This window comes from Enterobacter cloacae complex sp. SHL012, assembly GCF_049237505.1.
GTDB classification, from domain to species: Bacteria; Pseudomonadota; Gammaproteobacteria; order Enterobacterales; family Enterobacteriaceae; genus Enterobacter; species Enterobacter kobei.
Genome location: NZ_JBMKIZ010000004.1, coordinates 91,279 through 107,875 on the forward strand (window position 1 = coordinate 91,279; position 16,597 = coordinate 107,875).

General features: G+C 54.3%; 12 protein-coding genes. 6 read left to right on the forward strand and 6 right to left on the reverse strand.

Features of this window, described 5'->3' with window-relative positions; all coding sequences use genetic code 11:
- Nucleotides 1-19 precede the first annotated feature (19 nt).
- On the reverse strand, nucleotides 20-640 hold the full coding sequence (locus ACOTY9_RS14965; RefSeq protein WP_348565767.1) for a response regulator transcription factor: 621 nt from the start codon (nucleotides 638-640) through the stop codon (nucleotides 20-22).
- A 312-nt stretch (nucleotides 641-952) separates the two neighbouring features.
- On the opposite strand from ACOTY9_RS14965, the gene ACOTY9_RS14970 reads away from it, so the two are divergent.
- From ACOTY9_RS14970 to ACOTY9_RS14985, 4 genes are all read left to right on the forward strand, one after another.
- Nucleotides 953-1,624: a DUF2589 domain-containing protein gene (locus ACOTY9_RS14970; protein WP_023332101.1), complete on the forward strand. Its 672-nt coding sequence runs from the start codon at nucleotides 953-955 to the stop codon at nucleotides 1,622-1,624.
- 79 nt (nucleotides 1,625-1,703) lie between these two features.
- Nucleotides 1,704-2,423, forward strand: a complete 720-nt coding sequence (locus ACOTY9_RS14975) for a DUF2589 domain-containing protein (RefSeq protein WP_045134585.1) — start codon at nucleotides 1,704-1,706, stop codon at nucleotides 2,421-2,423.
- The gene (locus ACOTY9_RS14980; protein ID WP_023332099.1) at nucleotides 2,416-2,865 is read left to right on the forward strand and encodes a lysozyme; all 450 of its coding nucleotides are present in this window, start codon (nucleotides 2,416-2,418) and stop codon (nucleotides 2,863-2,865) included. Before ACOTY9_RS14975 ends, ACOTY9_RS14980 begins: the two co-directional genes overlap by 8 nt.
- 18 nt (nucleotides 2,866-2,883) lie before the next feature.
- A complete protein-coding gene (locus tag ACOTY9_RS14985; RefSeq protein ID WP_348565768.1) occupies nucleotides 2,884-3,855 on the forward strand; it encodes a hypothetical protein in 972 nt (323 codons plus the stop codon).
- Between the two features lie 47 nt (nucleotides 3,856-3,902).
- Here ACOTY9_RS14985 and yacL read toward each other — a convergent pair whose 3' ends face one another.
- Both yacL and acnB read right to left on the reverse strand, forming a co-directional pair.
- Nucleotides 3,903-4,265, reverse strand: coding sequence for a protein YacL (yacL, locus tag ACOTY9_RS14990; RefSeq protein ID WP_014882574.1), 363 nt, complete (start codon nucleotides 4,263-4,265; stop codon nucleotides 3,903-3,905).
- Nucleotides 4,266-4,455: 190 nt separating this feature from the next.
- Nucleotides 4,456-7,053, reverse strand: a complete 2,598-nt coding sequence (gene acnB / locus ACOTY9_RS14995; protein WP_023332097.1) for a bifunctional aconitate hydratase 2/2-methylisocitrate dehydratase — start codon at nucleotides 7,051-7,053, stop codon at nucleotides 4,456-4,458.
- A gap of 891 nt (nucleotides 7,054-7,944) precedes the next feature.
- On the opposite strand from acnB, the gene ACOTY9_RS15000 reads away from it, so the two are divergent.
- Entirely contained in the window at nucleotides 7,945-9,498 is a 1,554-nt protein-coding gene (locus ACOTY9_RS15000) for a DUF3300 domain-containing protein (RefSeq protein ID WP_348565769.1), read from the forward strand.
- Nucleotides 9,499-9,508: 10 nt separating this feature from the next.
- Nucleotides 9,509-10,300 (forward strand): DUF2950 family protein, encoded by a 792-nt coding sequence (locus tag ACOTY9_RS15005; RefSeq protein WP_421637376.1) that lies wholly within the window; start codon nucleotides 9,509-9,511, stop codon nucleotides 10,298-10,300.
- Nucleotides 10,301-10,352: 52 nt separating this feature from the next.
- On the opposite strand, the gene lpdA is transcribed toward ACOTY9_RS15005, so the two are convergent.
- The 3 genes from lpdA to aceE form a co-directional block, all read right to left on the reverse strand.
- Complete coding sequence (gene lpdA, locus ACOTY9_RS15010) at nucleotides 10,353-11,777, reverse strand: dihydrolipoyl dehydrogenase (RefSeq protein ID WP_023332094.1); 1,425 nt, start codon at nucleotides 11,775-11,777, stop codon at nucleotides 10,353-10,355.
- 175 nt (nucleotides 11,778-11,952) lie between these two features.
- Entirely contained in the window at nucleotides 11,953-13,848 is a 1,896-nt protein-coding gene (gene aceF / locus ACOTY9_RS15015) for a pyruvate dehydrogenase complex dihydrolipoyllysine-residue acetyltransferase (RefSeq protein WP_014882567.1), read from the reverse strand.
- Nucleotides 13,849-13,862: 14 nt separating this feature from the next.
- Nucleotides 13,863-16,526 (reverse strand): pyruvate dehydrogenase (acetyl-transferring), homodimeric type, encoded by a 2,664-nt coding sequence (gene aceE, locus ACOTY9_RS15020; protein WP_348565772.1) that lies wholly within the window; start codon nucleotides 16,524-16,526, stop codon nucleotides 13,863-13,865.
- Nucleotides 16,527-16,597: the final 71 nt, after the last annotated feature.

Below are 16,597 nucleotides of genomic sequence, written 5' to 3' on the forward strand. Positions count from 1 at the left end.
TTATTATTTTGTTTGTTTCTTAAACCGGCGTTTGTGCCAGTATCATCGCCGCTTCCGTACGATTTCTGACACCCAGTTGACGAAACAAGGCATGGAGATGATTCTTAACCGTTCCTTCCGCAATCCCCAGCACACGACAAATTTGTTTATTACTGTGTCCCTGGACAACAAGATGCAGGATCTCGCGCTGCCGGGGTGAGAGTGTGCGCAAAGGGGGCGGGGAATTATGCATTCGTATTAATTTATGCTCACGCAGGCAACTATCCGGTAAATATATTCTCCCTTGCCGCACCCATTCGATCGCCTGCAATAACTCTTCCGACTCCATTTTCTTTGTCAAAATCCCGGCAGCGCCATTCTCCAAAAAATAAATCGGGTTTACATTATCCAGCCGTGAAAAGTTCATCAACACGAAAACATGATCCGCCTGTGATGTTAACTGCGTTAATAATGCTATTTTTTTCTCAATCTCGTAATCAGCATCCAGAATAATAATATCAGCCCGGTTTTTTATTAAACCTTTCCAGACCTCATCTTCGCTATGTGCTGCTGTGATATGTAGTGCGGGCGCAAGTTCAGCCCAACGGCATCGGATGCCATGAACGAACAGCGGCAATTCATCATAAATAAGTATATTCATTGTCGTCCCACTTAAATAATCGTTATCTTGTTAGCGGCACTTAAAAACCTCATACAGACCTCAACGCGAGAGCTGCTGTGCGATGAAAAGCAATAACACCAGATGAAATTTTCAATTGCAGGAGTAATGCCGGTTTAATTTATTAAGCACAGCCCGTCACATTTCGCCATGTAACTTTCGATACAGGCCATTCCATACAGACGGAATGATTTCTGAAAACATAACTTTACGCTCATAGATGCTTTATTCATCGATATCCATGATTAAGGGGCAGACATATTCTGCAACCACCAAAATATCGAGGAATGAATTATGCCAGATGCAAATGTTGATGCCGGATTTATAGGTTCAGTTATTAGTTCATTGCCGCTAGACAGTATGATTTCTGCGCCACTACAGGCAATGATTAAAGCCCAAACCCAGGCAGCAAAAAGTTATACCGATTTCTTATTAAGTGTCTGTATTAAGGACGGCAAGGCCGTTTCGGTACAGTTTGATTATGAGGAAACGCTCGTCGATGAGAAAGGCGTGACGACCGGTACGCAGACCAAAGTCATGCGTATTCCTCTGCTCGCGGCAGTCGTGCATCCCATCATCTGTATCGAAGAAGGGACTATCGACTTCGAGCTTGAGATCCATCAGAGCGCAGCCAGCAACGAAAGCAGCAGCCAGGAAGGCTCCCTGGAGGGCAAAATCGGCTGGGGTCCATTCTCCGTCAGCGTGAAGGGGAGTGTTAGCCATAAGTCAGAACAGACCCGCTCGACCGATACCCGAGCCAAATACTCCATCCACACCTCTGTAAAACGTCAGCCGATGCCGGAGGCGCTCAGCCGCGTGGTCGATTATCTGACAAATGCTGCCACCAAACCGGCACAACGCGCAGAAGATCAGCCTGCCACACTGCCTGCCACCAACAGTTCAGGTCTGATTACCCCAGCACCGGCCCCTGCCCCGGTCGCGCCGCCTCAAGGGGGTAACGGTTAACCCACACCACACATTCAAACGCATTTAATACCCCTGGCAGGTGCCCGGCTAACGGACACCTGCCTGAAGGAGAAAAAGCATGCCTGATTCACGTCGATTCTGGTTCAGCCGTAAATCGCCCGACGCTGTAACGCCTGAAACCAGTCCCGAAACCCCGGCGGATAAACCGACAACGCTGTCATCAGAAGATCCACCGGACATAACGCCGTCCCATGCTCCCACAGGGGAAAGTGGCAACACCGGAGGCAATGACGGGGGAAATAACGGCGGTGCCGGTGGAGGCGATAACGGTACGCCGCCGCCTCCTGCCGGCAACAAGGGCAACCACGCTATGGGCTTAGATACCCTGGTACAAGGGCTCCAGCACGCGGCTTTCAGTGCCAACCAGTATATGACCCATCAGTACATCGCCGTGCTCTCCCAGTTGTTTGAGCAGGCTCCGGACGGTAGCTACAAACCCGACTACGCCGAGCTTCAGCTGGATGATGAGCATCGTTTGAACGTGCCGCTGGTAACGCTTGCACCACCGCGCAATCTCTCGATGGAGAGAATGAAGATGCGCCTGACCGTTCGCGGTGATGCAACCGAATCCATAAGCACGCTAACGGGACAGGGAGAGCGTGGCCACTTCCTCGTCACCATGGCGCCCCAGCCCCATGAAGGTAAAACGGACACCCAAAACATTGATATTGAAATTGATTTTGTCGCTCAGGAGCCGCCAGAAGCGGTGCTGCGCCTGCTTGATGAATTCATCCACCGTATGACTCCCGTCCCCGTAAAGGAGAAAAACCATGAGTGATGCTTTGAAAACAACGGGCAATGGCGGCATTGCCCTTATCAAACAGTATGAAGGCCTGCGTTTAACCACCTACAAAGATGCCGTCGGCATTCCAACCATCGGTTATGGCCATGTCGAAAACCCGATCCCACCAGGCGGCACGCGAACCATCACCGCTGAAGACGCGGAGCAGATCCTACGTGAGGACTTGCAGCGTTTTGAGCATGACGTCAACAACATGCTGACGGTGGAAGTCACCCAGAACCAGTTCGATGCCCTGGTGAGCTTCGCCTTTAATCTGGGGCCAGCCAATCTGAAGAGTTCAACCCTGTTACGCAAAGTGAACAGCGGAGACTTCAACGGCGCAGCTGAAGAATTTCCGAAATGGAACCATGCCGGTGGCCAGGTTCTGGCGGGCCTGACTGCACGTCGGAACGCTGAAAAAAACCTGTTTTTATCCTGATCAATCACGAGGTGTAACATGACAATTCGAATTCTTTCCTGGTGTGCTGACTCCTTTACGCATGAGGCAGACGACCTGCGAGGGGCGGATGAAGATCTGCTGGCACACGCCAAAGAGCGGATGGAATTCCGCCTGAGTCAGGTCAGTGCTCAGCTCAAAACGGTACTGGAAACCGACTCCGGTAGCTGGGACCATACCTTTGTCACGCTTCCAGAATTCTTCTGGAATACACGCTGGAGTAATGTGCACAGTGAAGATGACATCATGAAGCTCGGTGATTTCTACATGAGCAATGTCAGCGACTACGTTAACAGACTGATTGATGCCTTCCCTGCCCGTTCCGGGGATCCCTCCTCTGCCATCACCTTTCTGGCGGGAACCTGTGCCATCCTGTATCGAGACGATGACGAGAGTGAGAATACGCCCTGCCACGACGCCGTTTTTCACGCCGTGAACTGGCTGCTGTGCGGGCAAAATACCCGTAGCGATAAATCCCTGACGATGTGGCCGAAACGCTACGTTTCCACGATCGATTTCTTTCCTCAGACGGACGGCCACGCGATCCCGGGGCATATTTCTGCCCAATTGCCGGATGGTCAGATCATTCATATCGGAGACAGCAGCGAAGTGTCGGCAGAATCATTGCATGGGATCGTTGTCACCGATTACTTCACCAATACTTATGCGGGCGATAAGCCGTTCAGCATTGATATCTGTCTGGATTACTTCACGCAGGGGAATGTTCGCCCGGCGGGCTGGGAGCAACGGATAGCGGAGCTGCAGAGCAAAAACAGCGACATTGATTTTCTGATCGCCTGCGGAATGCCGGTCAGCGATCCGCCGCAAAACCCGGGTGGGGTGAAATTCCTTGTACGTAACGACGGTATGCCAGTCGCGTCTCAATGCCAGGCGTGGTCGTTCAGCGCCGGGAGGGCAACGCCCGTTGCAGCGACCAACCCTACCGCTAATTTTGTGAGATTTTTACTGTAGCGTAAAACCCGCAGATTCCCTCCGGTACTCTCCGGAGGGAATTTCCGTTACTTCTGTTTCATAAACGCCCGGTACGCAGCTACCACCTGCAAAAAGTCCTCGACGCCGCACAGCGACAGGCTCTCTTCATCGTAGTAGCTCATCCCCTCTTCCATCTCATCACCCGAAAACTCCAGCTGGTTGGCGCGCACCATCACCTCTTCGCCATCCATCCACAGCGTGTATTCATGTCCGGCACGTTGCCAGGAGCGTTCACTGCCTTTTACCGTCTTCGCCGCCTGTTCAACTTCATCCAGCAGCGCGAGATCCTCTTTCACCTCTTCGTTAAACCAGTGGCCAACGGCTTCGTGCCCCATCGACATACGCACTTTCACCACTCCGGTGATGTCGCGCAGAAATTCGTAATCCATAGTATTTTCCTCTGCAAAGCCATTAGGGTAATTATCGCAGCAGAGAGGAAGAAAAAAAGCGGGAGAGGCGGGAGGAATGAAAATAAAAAGTGAGAGCAAGACCCTGCGGCCTGATGCCCTCACCCTGCCCCTCTCCCACGGGAGAGGGTGCAAACACTAAAAACCGTCTCAACAGAGACGGTTTTGCCGTTTATACCGCGGTCTGGAAGATAACCCCGTCAGCCTTCTCGGTGTACTGAGAGAGCTGGTCGAAGTTCAGATAGCGATAGGTGTCCACCGCCGTCTTATCTACCTGAGCCACAAAGGTCTGGTACTCTTCCGGCGTTGGCAGCTTGCCAATCAGCGCCGCAACCGCAGCCAGTTCCGCAGAAGCCAGGTAAACGTTCGCACCGGTACCTAAACGGTTCGGGAAGTTACGGGTAGAGGTGGAGACCACCGTCGCACCGTCCGCCACGCGCGCCTGGTTACCCATACACAGGGAACAACCTGGGATTTCGATACGCGCACCACTCTTACCAAACACGCTGTAGTAACCTTCTTCCGTCAGCTGTGCGGCATCCATACGGGTTGGCGGTGCCACCCATAGGCGGGTCGGCAGCTGGCCTTTATGGGTATCCAGCAGCTTACCGGCAGCACGGAAGTGACCGATGTTGGTCATGCAGGAGCCGATGAACACTTCGTCGATCTTATCGCCCTGTACATCAGAGAGCAGACGCGCATCGTCAGGATCGTTCGGCGCACACAGGATTGGCTCTTTGATATCCGCCAGATCGATGTCGATCACTGCCGCATACTCTGCGTCAGCGTCCGCTTCCAGCAGCTGCGGATCAGCCAGCCATTTCTCCATGCCCTGGATACGACGCTCCAGCGTACGACGGTCGCCGTAGCCTTCTGCAATCATCCACTTCAGCAGCACGATGTTGGAGGTCAGGTACTCAATAATCGGCTCTTTGTTCAGCTTGATGGTACAGCCCGCCGCAGAACGCTCAGCGGAGGCATCGGTCAGCTCGAACGCCTGCTCCACTTTCAGATCCGGCAGACCTTCGATTTCCAGAATGCGGCCAGAGAAGATGTTTTTCTTCCCTTTCTTCTCAACGGTCAGCAGGCCCTGTTTAATCGCATACAGCGGGATCGCGTGAACCAGGTCGCGCAGGGTGATACCCGGCTGCATTTTACCTTTGAAGCGCACCAGCACTGATTCCGGCATATCCAGCGGCATCACGCCGGTCGCAGCCGCAAATGCCACCAGACCGGAGCCCGCCGGGAAGGAGATACCGATAGGGAAACGGGTGTGGGAGTCACCACCGGTACCCACGGTATCCGGCAGCAGCATGCGGTTCAGCCAGGAGTGGATAACACCGTCACCTGGACGCAGGGAGACACCGCCACGGTTCATGATGAAGTCTGGCAGCGTGTGGTGCGTGGTCACGTCAACCGGCTTCGGATACGCCGCTGTGTGACAGAAGGACTGCATCACCAGATCAGAAGAGAAGCCCAGGCACGCCAGGTCTTTCAGTTCGTCACGGGTCATTGGGCCGGTGGTGTCCTGAGACCCCACGGAAGTCATCTTCGGCTCGCAGTATGCGCCAGGGCGAATACCCGCAACGCCGCATGCGCGACCCACCATTTTCTGCGCCAGCGAATAACCACGGTTGCTTTCCGCAACATCTTTCGCGTGACGGAACACGTCTGAGTGCGGCAGGCCCAGCGCTTCACGCGCTTTGGTGGTCAGGCCACGACCGATGATCAGCGGGATACGGCCACCGGCACGCACTTCGTCGATCAGCACGTCGGTTTTTAGCTCGAAGCTTGCCAGCAGTTCGTTAGTGTCGTGGTTACGCACTTCGCCTTTATACGGATAGACGTCAATCACGTCGCCCATGTTCAGGTTACTGACATCCACTTCAATTGGCAGCGCACCTGCATCTTCCATGGTGTTAAAGAAGATAGGGGCAATTTTGCCGCCGAGGCACAGGCCGCCGCCGCGCTTGTTAGGCACGTGCGGAATGTCGTCACCCATGAACCACAGCACGGAGTTGGTCGCGGACTTACGGGAAGAACCGGTACCCACAACATCACCCACATAGGCCAGCGGGAAACCTTTCTCCTGAAGCGCTTCGATCTGTTTGATCGGGCCGACGCTACCCGGCTGATCCGGCTCAATGCCTTCACGGGCGTTCTTCAGCATCGCCAGGGCGTGCAGAGGGATATCAGGACGAGACCACGCATCCGGCGCCGGAGAGAGGTCATCGGTGTTGGTTTCACCGGTCACTTTGAAGACAGTCACGGTAATTTTTTCAGCCAGGGCCGGACGGTTGAGGAACCATTCGGCGTCCGCCCAGGACTGCATCACCTGCTTCGCATAGACATTGCCCGCTTTGGCTTTTTCTTCGACATCGTAGAAGTTATCGAACATCAGCAGCGTTGAAGAGAGCGCTTTCGCGGCAATCGGTGCCAGCGTGTCGTTATCCAGCGCGTCAATCAGCGGATGAATGTTGTAACCACCCTGCATAGTGCCGAGCAGTTCAATGGCTTTTTCAGGAGTAACCAGTGGGGAGGTGGCTTCGCCTTTGGCGATAGCAGCAAGGAATCCGGCTTTTACGTAGGCAGCTTCATCTACGCCAGGCGGTACGCGGTTGATCAGCAGATCTAACAGGAATTCTTCTTCGCCCTTAGGCGGGTTCTTCAGCAGCTCGACGAGCGCGGCCATTTGGGTTGCATCTAACGGTTTGGGTACAATTCCCTCGGCGGCACGTTCTGCTACGTGCTTACGGTATTCTTCTAGCACGACGGTTCTCCTCGCTCTCATTGTCATATGCGGCGGGCGTTCTCTTCACGCTCCTGTGAGACAGCAGTTTGTAGGGTAAATGCCCGATACCGCGTCGGGCAGCATAGCAGGATTTCTGCACAGTGTTAATCTGTTTACAAAAAAGCAACATTAAAATATTTGCTGAATCGTTAAGCATGGTGTAGCGGGGAAACGAGACGAATTCGGGGTACAAAAAAACCGCCTCACAGCGGTTAATTTGTTGCCTTGCGGTGGTAGCACACCGGGTTGGCAGATTTGCGGCAATCCCAACGCGATGAATTTTGCATCACGCCACGCTGGCTTGCAAGCCATTATGTCGATTTTGCGTAGCGCCTTCCTGCTTCGAATAAAAATCCGTTCAACTTCATTTTTCGTCTTCTGAAAGACCGCTGAGTCGATTACTCTTCTCCCCGGCCTGCTTCGCTGGCGTAGCAACCAGTCACCGGGCCCGGGAGCAGTTCCGTAACCTACGCGGCAATCCCAACTTGCCTGGTTCTGCCTTTCCCGGTGAAGAATGAACCCGCGTAGCCTGTACAGGAACGCATGCAATGGAGATGCGAATCACTGCGCTGATCGTTGCGATCGGTTTACTGCTTACCGCACTACACGGTGGCTGGAACATATCCGACATCACGGTGCTGTTCGTCGTCAACCTCGGCAACTAGCTGCTGGCCGCTCGCAAGAGCGGCCTTCTGAAACCCCGGCGGTTTTTCAACCATCCGATATAATTGTGTAATAAATATTCACACTCTTTGTCCGGACAAAATCGACGCTTCCCAAGAAAAGTCAAAACCGTAAAAGACGGGTGAATAATACTCACGCCAACCGTAACGCCTCACGGCACAGCGCTTGTCTCGTTGGAGTCACTATATGAAGTTGCCCTTTAAGCCACATCTGCTCGTCCTTCTGTGCAGTACCGGGCTGTTTGCCGCCTCTGGCGTGATGTTTGTCAAAAGCCGTGCATCAGAGCCTGTCGCTCCCGCGCCTGTCGCCCAACAACAGGTGGCAACACCTGCGGCCCAACCCGCCCCCGTTGTCGCACCAGCTTACACGGCCGCGCAAATCGATCAGTGGGTCGCCCCGATTGCGCTCTACCCGGACGCGCTGCTGTCTCAAATTTTAATGGCATCGACCTATCCGGCCAACGTTATCCAGGCCGCGCAGTGGTCAAAAGATAACCCCAACATGCAGGGCGATGTCGCGATTCAGGCGGTGGCGAGCCAGCCGTGGGATCCCAGCGTGAAATCGCTGGTGGCATTTCCTCAGTTAATGTCGCTGATGGGCGGAAATCCGCCGTGGGTACAAAACCTCGGCGATGCGTTTCTCGCGCAGCCGAAGGACGTGATGGATTCCGTTCAGCGCCTGCGCGCGCTGGCGCAGAAGACCGGCGCTTTACAATCCACGCCTCAGCAGACGGTCACCACCGTGACAAAACCGGCGGCAGCGAAAACCAGCACCACTGAGACAACGACAGCCACGACTTCCGCGCCCGCCCCAACGGTAATCAAAATTGAATCTGCCGATCCGCAGGTTGTTTATGTCCCTACCTATAACCCCAATACGGTTTACGGTACCTGGCCAAACACCGCGTATCCGCCAACCTATCTCCCGCCCTCGCCTGGCGAGCAATTTACCGACAGCCTGGTGAAAGGCTTAGGCTTTAGCCTGGGCGTGGCGACAACCTACGCCATTTTCAGCAATATCGACTGGGATGACGATGATGACTGGGATCATCACCATCATGACGATGACTGGGATCACGGCGGCTATAATCGCAACGGTGATAACAACATCAATATTAACGTTCAGAACTTTAATAAAATCAGTGGTCAGCGTCTGACGGACGCCAGCCGCACCTGGCAGCACAACCCGGCCTATCGGGAAGGTGTGCCCTACCCGACAAACCAGCTCAACACGCGCTTCCACTCCACCAACACGGCTACGGGGCTCAGCGCAACACAGCAAAAACCGGTTAGCCGCGATAGCCAGCGTCAGGCCGCCCTCAGCCAGATGGAGAAATCGACAGGCAAAACCTTCCCACAGACAGCGCACCCGGGGATTAAAGATGCACAGCGGCAGGCCTCAAGTGAACAGCTGAAGCAGATTTCTCAGCGCAGTAACTACCGTGGCTATGACACCAAACCTCAGACGGCGAAGCGGACAACCACACAGCAGCGCGAAAACCGCCAGACCGCAACGCAGCGACAGGAGAAACGAATCTCACAACCTGCGCAGCAACACGCGCTACAGCAGCGAACCAGTCAGCCCCGGGCGAATGCGCTGAGCGGTAACGACAGTCGCTCCGCCAACTGGCAAGCCCAGCAGCAGCGTGGTTCGCAAAGCAGACAACTGGCTGCCCGTCATCAGCCGCCGCGTCAGGCATCCGCCGGACGTGTTGAACACCGTGAATTCCGTCATCGTTAAGGGAGCAAACATGAAAAATAAACTTCTCTGTGGAATGGTGGTGTTCATGATGTCGGCGTCCGCGATGGCGCAGCAATCTTTCAGCACGCCAGAACAGGCAACAGATGCGCTGGCCAGCGCCATCAGCGAGCAAAACGAAAGTGCGATGAGCAATCTGCTCGGTGAAAACTGGCGCGACTTTCTGCCGCCTGAAGGGGTAGATCCTGATGCCGTTGCCCACTTCCTGCGCGACTGGAAAGTCCGGCACAACACGGTTGTCGAGGGTAACACAGCACATCTTGCTGTCGGAGACAGCGGCTGGCAGCTTCCCATCCCGGTGGTTAAAACCGCTTCCGGCTGGCAATTTGACATGAAAGAAGGGGCCGAGGAGATCCTGACCCGCGAGATTGGGCGTAACGAGCTTGCCGCCATTGAAGCCTTACATGCCTATGTGGATGCCCAGCAGAACTATTTTGCGCTGAACCAGAAATACGCGCAGAAAATTGTCAGCGCGGACGGGAAAAAGGATGGTTTGTACTGGCCCGTCTCGCCAGGCGAAACGCCAAGCCCACTTGGTCCGGCGTTCAGTCCGAAAGAGCCTGGGGCGGGATACCACGGCTATCGCTTCCGCATCCTGCCGGATAATAACGGTTTCGCGATGGTGGCCTGGCCGGTCAGCTATGGTCAAACCGGCGTGATGAGCTTCGTGATAAACCAGAGCGACAAGGTTTACCAGTCCGATCTCGGCCGCGATTCTGAGCAGAAAGTCCGGCCGATGACCGCGTATAGCCCGGATAAAACCTGGCAGCCAGTGGCTCCCTGAACGCAGCGCATAAAAAAAGCGGCCTGAGGCCGCTTTTTTCATCTGAAGAAACTTATTTCTTCTTCGCTTTCGCGTTTGGCAGGTCGGTGATGCTACCTTCAAACACTTCTGCCGCCAGGCCCACGGACTCGTGCAGAGTCGGGTGAGCGTGGATGGTCAGCGCGATGTCTTCCGCGTCGCAACCCATTTCGATCGCCAGACCGATTTCACCCAGCAGCTCGCCGCCGTTGGTCCCGACAATCGCACCACCGATCACGCGGTGAGTCTCTTTGTCGAAGATCAGTTTGGTCATACCGTCTGCGCAGTCGGAAGCGATAGCACGGCCAGAAGCAGCCCACGGGAAGGTGGCGGTTTCGTAGCTGATGCCTTTCTCTTTCGCTTCTTTCTCAGTCAGACCCACCCATGCCACTTCTGGCTCGGTGTACGCGATAGATGGGATCACTTTCGGATCGAAGTAGTGTTTCATGCCGGCGATAACTTCAGCGGCAACGTGACCTTCGTGAACACCTTTGTGCGCCAGCATTGGCTGACCGACGATATCGCCGATAGCAAAGATGTGCGGCACGTTAGTGCGCAGCTGTTTGTCAACGCGGATAAAGCCACGGTCGTCCACTTCCACGCCAGCTTTGCCCGCGTCGAGGTTTTTACCGTTCGGCACACGGCCGATAGCCACCAGCACGGCGTCGTAACGCTGTGGTTCGGATGGGGCTTTTTTGCCTTCCATGGAAACGTAAATACCGTCTTCTTTGGCTTCAACGGCAGTTACTTTGGTTTCCAGCATCAGGTTGAATTTCTTGCTGATACGTTTGGTGAAGACTTTAACGATGTCTTTGTCTGCAGCCGGGATAACCTGGTCGAACATTTCAACCACGTCAATGTCTGAACCCAGCGCATGGTACACGGTACCCATTTCCAGACCGATGATACCGCCACCCATAACCAGCAGGCGCTTAGGAACAGTTTTCAGCTCCAGTGCATCGGTGGAATCCCACACGCGCGGATCTTCATGTGGAATGAATGGCAGTTCGATTGGGCGAGAACCTGCCGCGATGATCGCGTTGTCGAAGTTGATCACGGTTTTGCCGTTTTCGCCTTCCACTTCCAGGGTGTTCGCACCGGTGAATTTACCCAGACCGTTTACCACTTTCACTTTACGGCCTTTGGCCATACCCGCCAGACCGCCGGTCAGCTGAGTGATAACTTTCTCTTTCCAGGTACGAATTTTGTCGATATCGGTTTTCGGCTCGCCGAAGACGATACCGTGTTCAGCCAGCGCTTTGGCTTCTTCGATCACTTTCGCGACGTGCAGCAGCGCTTTAGAAGGGATACAGCCGACGTTCAGACAAACACCACCGAGGGTGCTGTAACGTTCTACGATGACGGTTTCCAGACCTAAATCCGCGGCGCGGAATGCTGCGGAATAACCTGCCGGGCCTGCCCCAAGTACTACGACCTGAGTTTTGATTTCTGTGCTCATCATGACCTCTTAATTTATACCCGTCGTCCACCGGGTCGTTCTATCCGCCCGCATTTTACAAAATTGTTAACAATTTTGAAACAACAAACGGCTCATGAATTTTTGCTTACGCCAGTAACCTCAAAAACAGCATGAGATTACCAGAAAAAAGCCGGCCGACTGGCCGGCTTTTCGATTACATCACCAGGCGGCGAATGTCGCTCAGCATGTTGTTGATGATGGTGATGAAACGCGCACCATCAGCACCGTCGATCACGCGGTGGTCGAAGGACAGAGAGATTGGCATCATAAGACGCGGCACAAACTCTTTACCATTCCACACCGGCTCCATCGCGGACTTGGACACACCGAGGATAGCCACTTCCGGCGCGTTCACAATCGGCGCGAAGTGGGTAGTGCCCAGGCCGCCGATGCTGGAGATAGTGAAGCAGCCGCCCTGCATTTCGCCGGCAGTCAGCTTACCATCACGCGCTTTTTTGGAGATGGTGGTCAGTTCACGGGACAGCTCAGTGATGCTCTTCTTGTTCACGTCCTTGAAGACCGGAACAACCAGACCATTTGGCGTATCAACCGCAACACCGATGTTGATGTATTTCTTCAGCGTCAGCTTCTGGCCGTCTTCAGACAGGGAGCTGTTGAAGCGTGGCATCTGCTCAAGTGCAGCGGCAACGGCTTTCATGATGAAGACCACTGGGGTGAATTTCACGTCCAGTTTACGCTTCTCAGCTTCGGCGTTCTGCTGTTTACGGAACGCTTCCAGATCGGTGATATCGGTTTTGTCGAAGTGCGTAACGTGCGGGATCATCACCCAGTTACGGCTCAGGTTAGCACCAGAGATTTTCTGGATACGGCCCAGTTCCACTTCTTCGATTTCGCCGAACTTGCTGAAGTCCACTTTCGGCCATGGCAGCATGCCCGGGATACCGCCGCCAGCGGCTGCAGCAGGTGCAGCTTCGGCACGTTTCACCGCGTCTTTCACGTAGGTCTGAACGTCTTCGCGCAGGATACGACCCTTACGGCCAGTCCCTTTCACTTTCGCCAGGTTCACACCGAACTCGCGCGCCAGGCGACGAATCAGCGGGGTGGCGTGGACATACGCGTCGTTTTCAGCGAATTCAGATTTTTCAGCTTTCGCAGCAGGGGCAGCAGCAGGTTTAGCAGCCTGAGCCGGTGCAGCAGCCGGTGCTGGAGCAGCAGCGGCAGCCGGAGCGGCGGCAGGCGCAGCGCCTTCCACTTCGAAGACCATGATCAGAGAGCCGGTAGACACTTTGTCGCCAGTGCTGATTTTGATCTCTTTAACGGTACCCGCGAACGGCGCAGGAACTTCCATGGAAGCTTTATCGCCTTCAACGGTGATCAGTGACTGTTCAGCGGCAACTTTGTCGCCCACTTTCACCATCACTTCCGTCACTTCAACTTCGTCACCGCCGATGTCCGGTACGTTAACGTCTTTTGCGCCGCCAGCAGCAGCCGGTGCAGCGGCCGGAGCCGGAGCAGCAGCCTGAGCAGGCGCGGAAGCAGGTGCAGCACCCGCCACTTCGAAGACCATGATCAGAGAGCCGGTAGACACTTTGTCACCGGTGTTGATCTTGATCTCTTTAACGGTACCCGCGAACGGCGCAGGGACTTCCATAGAGGCTTTGTCACCTTCTACGGTGATCAGTGATTGCTCAGCCGCAACGGTGTCGCCCACTTTCACCAGGATTTCGGTGACTTCAACTTCGTCACCGCCGATGTCAGGCACGTTCACTTCTTTTGCTGCGGCGGCAGCTGCTGGAGCAGCAGCCGGAGCGGCTTCTTTCTTCTCTTCCTGCGCAGGTGCAGCAGCTGCTGCACCGTCGGCGGAATCGAAAATCATGATCAGTTTGCCGGTCTCGGTTTTATCGCCAACAGAGACTTTAATCTCTTTAACGATGCCAGCCTGAGGAGACGGGACTTCCATAGAGGCTTTGTCGCCTTCTACGGTGATCAGCGACTGTTCAGCTTCAACTTTGTCGCCCACTTTGACCAGGATCTCGGTGATTTCAACTTCATCAGCCCCGATGTCCGGTACATTGATTTCGATAGCCATTATTCTTTTACCTCTTACGCCAGACGCGGGTTAACTTTATCTGCATCGATGTTGAATTTGGTAATTGCTTCCGCAACCACTTTCTTATCGATTTCGCCACGTTTAGCCAGTTCGCCCAGTGCTGCTACAACCACGTAAGAAGCATCAACTTCGAAGTGGTGACGCAGGTTTTCGCGGCTGTCTGAACGACCGAAGCCGTCAGTACCCAGTACGCGATAATCATCAGCTGGAACGTAAGTACGAACCTGCTCAGCGAACAGTTTCATATAGTCAGTAGACGCCACCGCTGGCGCGTCGTTCATCACCTGAGCGATGTACGGAACGCGTGGAGTTTCCATTGGGTGCAGCATGTTCCAGCGCTCACAATCCTGGCCATCACGAGCCAGTTCAGTGAAGGAGGTCACGCTGTACACGTCGGAACCGACACCGTAGTCCTTCGCCAGGATCTGTGCGGCTTCACGCACGTGACGCAGGATAGAGCCGGAGCCCAGCAGCTGAACTTTACCTTTGCTACCTTCAACAGTTTCGAGTTTGTAGATACCTTTACGGATACCTTCCTCGGCACCTGCTGGCATTGCCGGCATGTGGTAGTTTTCGTTCAGGGTGGTGATGTAGTAGTAAATGTTCTCTTGCGCTTCACCGTACATGCGCTGCAGACCGTCATGCATGATGACTGCCACTTCGTACGCGTAAGACGGGTCGTAAGAGATACAGTTAGGGATAGTCAGAGACTGAATGTGGCTGTGACCATCTTCGTGCTGCAGACCTTCACCGTTCAGGGTCGTACGACCAGAAGTACCACCGATCAGGAAGCCGCGAGCCTGCTGGTCGCCTGCCTGCCAGCACAGGTCACCGATACGCTGGAACCCGAACATGGAGTAGTAAATGTAGAACGGGATCATCGGCAGGTTGTTGGTGCTGTAAGATGTCGCAGCAGCCAGCCAGGATGCGCCTGCACCCAGCTCGTTGATACCTTCCTGCAGGATCTGACCTTTCTCGTCTTCTTTATAGTAAGCAACCTGCTCACGGTCCTGCGGGGTGTACTGCTGGCCGTTCGGGCTGTAGATACCGATCTGACGGAACAGACCTTCCATACCGAAAGTACGCGCTTCGTCGGCGATGATTGGCACCAGACGATCTTTGATCGACTTGTTCTTCAGCATCACGTTCAGGGCACGAACGAAAGCGATAGTGGTAGAGATCTCTTTGTTCTGCTCTTCGAGCAGCTGTGAGAAGTCTTCCAGCGCTGGCAGTTCCAGCTTCTCGGTGAAGTTAGGCTGACGAGCTGGCAGGTAGCCTTTCAGCGCCTGACGACGTTCGTGCAGGTACTTGTGCTCTTCAGAACCTTCCGGGAAGGTGATGTAAGACAGGTTTTCTACCTGCTCATCGGTCACTGGAACGTTGAAACGGTCGCGGATATAACGCACGCCGTCCATGTTCATTTTCTTAACCTGGTGAGCGATGTTTTTACCTTCTGCGGTATCACCCATGCCGTAACCTTTGATGGTATGGGCCAGGATAACAGTCGCTTTACCTTTGGTCTCACGCGCTTTTTTCAGTGCCGCGTAGATTTTCTTCGGATCGTGACCACCACGGTTCAGCGCCCAGATCTGCTCATCAGTCCAGTCTGCAACCAGTGCGGCGGTTTCAGGATATTTACCGAAGAAGTGCTCACGCACGTAGGCACCGTCTTTGGATTTGAAGGTCTGGTAGTCACCGTCAACGGTTTCGTTCATCAGCTGGATCAGTTTACCGCTGGTGTCTTTACGCAGCAGTTCGTCCCAACGGGAACCCCACATGACTTTGATTACGTTCCAGCCAGCACCCGCGAAGATGCCTTCCAGTTCGTTGATGATCTTGCCGTTACCGGTTACCGGACCATCCAGACGCTGCAGGTTACAGTTGATGATGAAGCACAGGTTGTCCAGCTTCTCACGGGTTGCGATGGTGATCGCACCTTTAGATTCTGGTTCATCCATTTCGCCGTCGCCCAGGAAGGCGTAAACGGTCTGCTCAGAGGTGTCTTTCAGACCACGGTGTTCCAGATATTTCAGGAATTTAGCCTGATAGATCGCACCGATTGGACCCAGACCCATGGATACGGTCGGGAACTGCCAGAATTCAGGCATCAGTTTAGGGTGCGGGTAAGAAGACAGGCCTTTACCGTGAACTTCCTGACGGAAGTTGTTCATCTGCTCTTCAGTCAGACGACCTTCCAGGAATGCACGTGCATAGATGCCCGGAGAGATGTGGCCCTGGAAGTAAACCAGATCGCCGCCGTCTTTCTCGTTCGCTGCACGGAAGAAGTGGTTAAAGCACACTTCGTAAACGGTCGCAGAAGACTGGAAGGACGCCATGTGGCCACCCAGCTCCAGATCTTTCTTGGACGCGCGCAGAACAGTCATGATGGCGTTCCAGCGGATAGCTGAACGGATACGACGTTCCAGATCCAGATTGCCCGGGTATTCCGGTTCGTCTTCAACGGCAATCGTGTTTACGTAGTTGCTAGCCCCTGCACCTGAAGCAACCTTCACGCCGCCTTTGCGGGCTTCAGAAAGCAGCTGATCAATCAGATACTGAGCGCGCTCAACACCTTCTTCACGGATGACCGATTCGATCGCCTGTAGCCAGTCGCGAGTTTCGATCGGATCCACGTCATTTTGGAGACGTTCTGACATGGGGGTATTCCTTATCTATCTAATACGTTGATTTGTCTGGAACCTGTCCCATTGTGCTCTTCGGCAAGAAC

Coding starts and splice junctions, on each gene's coding strand:
- ACOTY9_RS14965 (WP_348565767.1), bottom strand. CDS start 640: ATGAATATACTTATTTATGATGAATTGCCGCTGTTCGTTCATGGCATC.
- ACOTY9_RS14970 (WP_023332101.1), top strand. CDS start 953: ATGCCAGATGCAAATGTTGATGCCGGATTTATAGGTTCAGTTATTAGT.
- ACOTY9_RS14975 (WP_045134585.1), top strand. CDS start 1,704: ATGCCTGATTCACGTCGATTCTGGTTCAGCCGTAAATCGCCCGACGCT.
- ACOTY9_RS14980 (WP_023332099.1), top strand. CDS start 2,416: ATGAGTGATGCTTTGAAAACAACGGGCAATGGCGGCATTGCCCTTATC.
- ACOTY9_RS14985 (WP_348565768.1), top strand. CDS start 2,884: ATGACAATTCGAATTCTTTCCTGGTGTGCTGACTCCTTTACGCATGAG.
- yacL (WP_014882574.1), bottom strand. CDS start 4,265: ATGGATTACGAATTTCTGCGCGACATCACCGGAGTGGTGAAAGTGCGT.
- ACOTY9_RS15000 (WP_348565769.1), top strand. CDS start 7,945: ATGAAGTTGCCCTTTAAGCCACATCTGCTCGTCCTTCTGTGCAGTACC.
- ACOTY9_RS15005 (WP_421637376.1), top strand. CDS start 9,509: ATGAAAAATAAACTTCTCTGTGGAATGGTGGTGTTCATGATGTCGGCG.
- lpdA (WP_023332094.1), bottom strand. CDS start 11,777: ATGAGCACAGAAATCAAAACTCAGGTCGTAGTACTTGGGGCAGGCCCG.
- aceF (WP_014882567.1), bottom strand. CDS start 13,848: ATGGCTATCGAAATCAATGTACCGGACATCGGGGCTGATGAAGTTGAA.
- aceE (WP_348565772.1), bottom strand. CDS start 16,526: ATGTCAGAACGTCTCCAAAATGACGTGGATCCGATCGAAACTCGCGAC.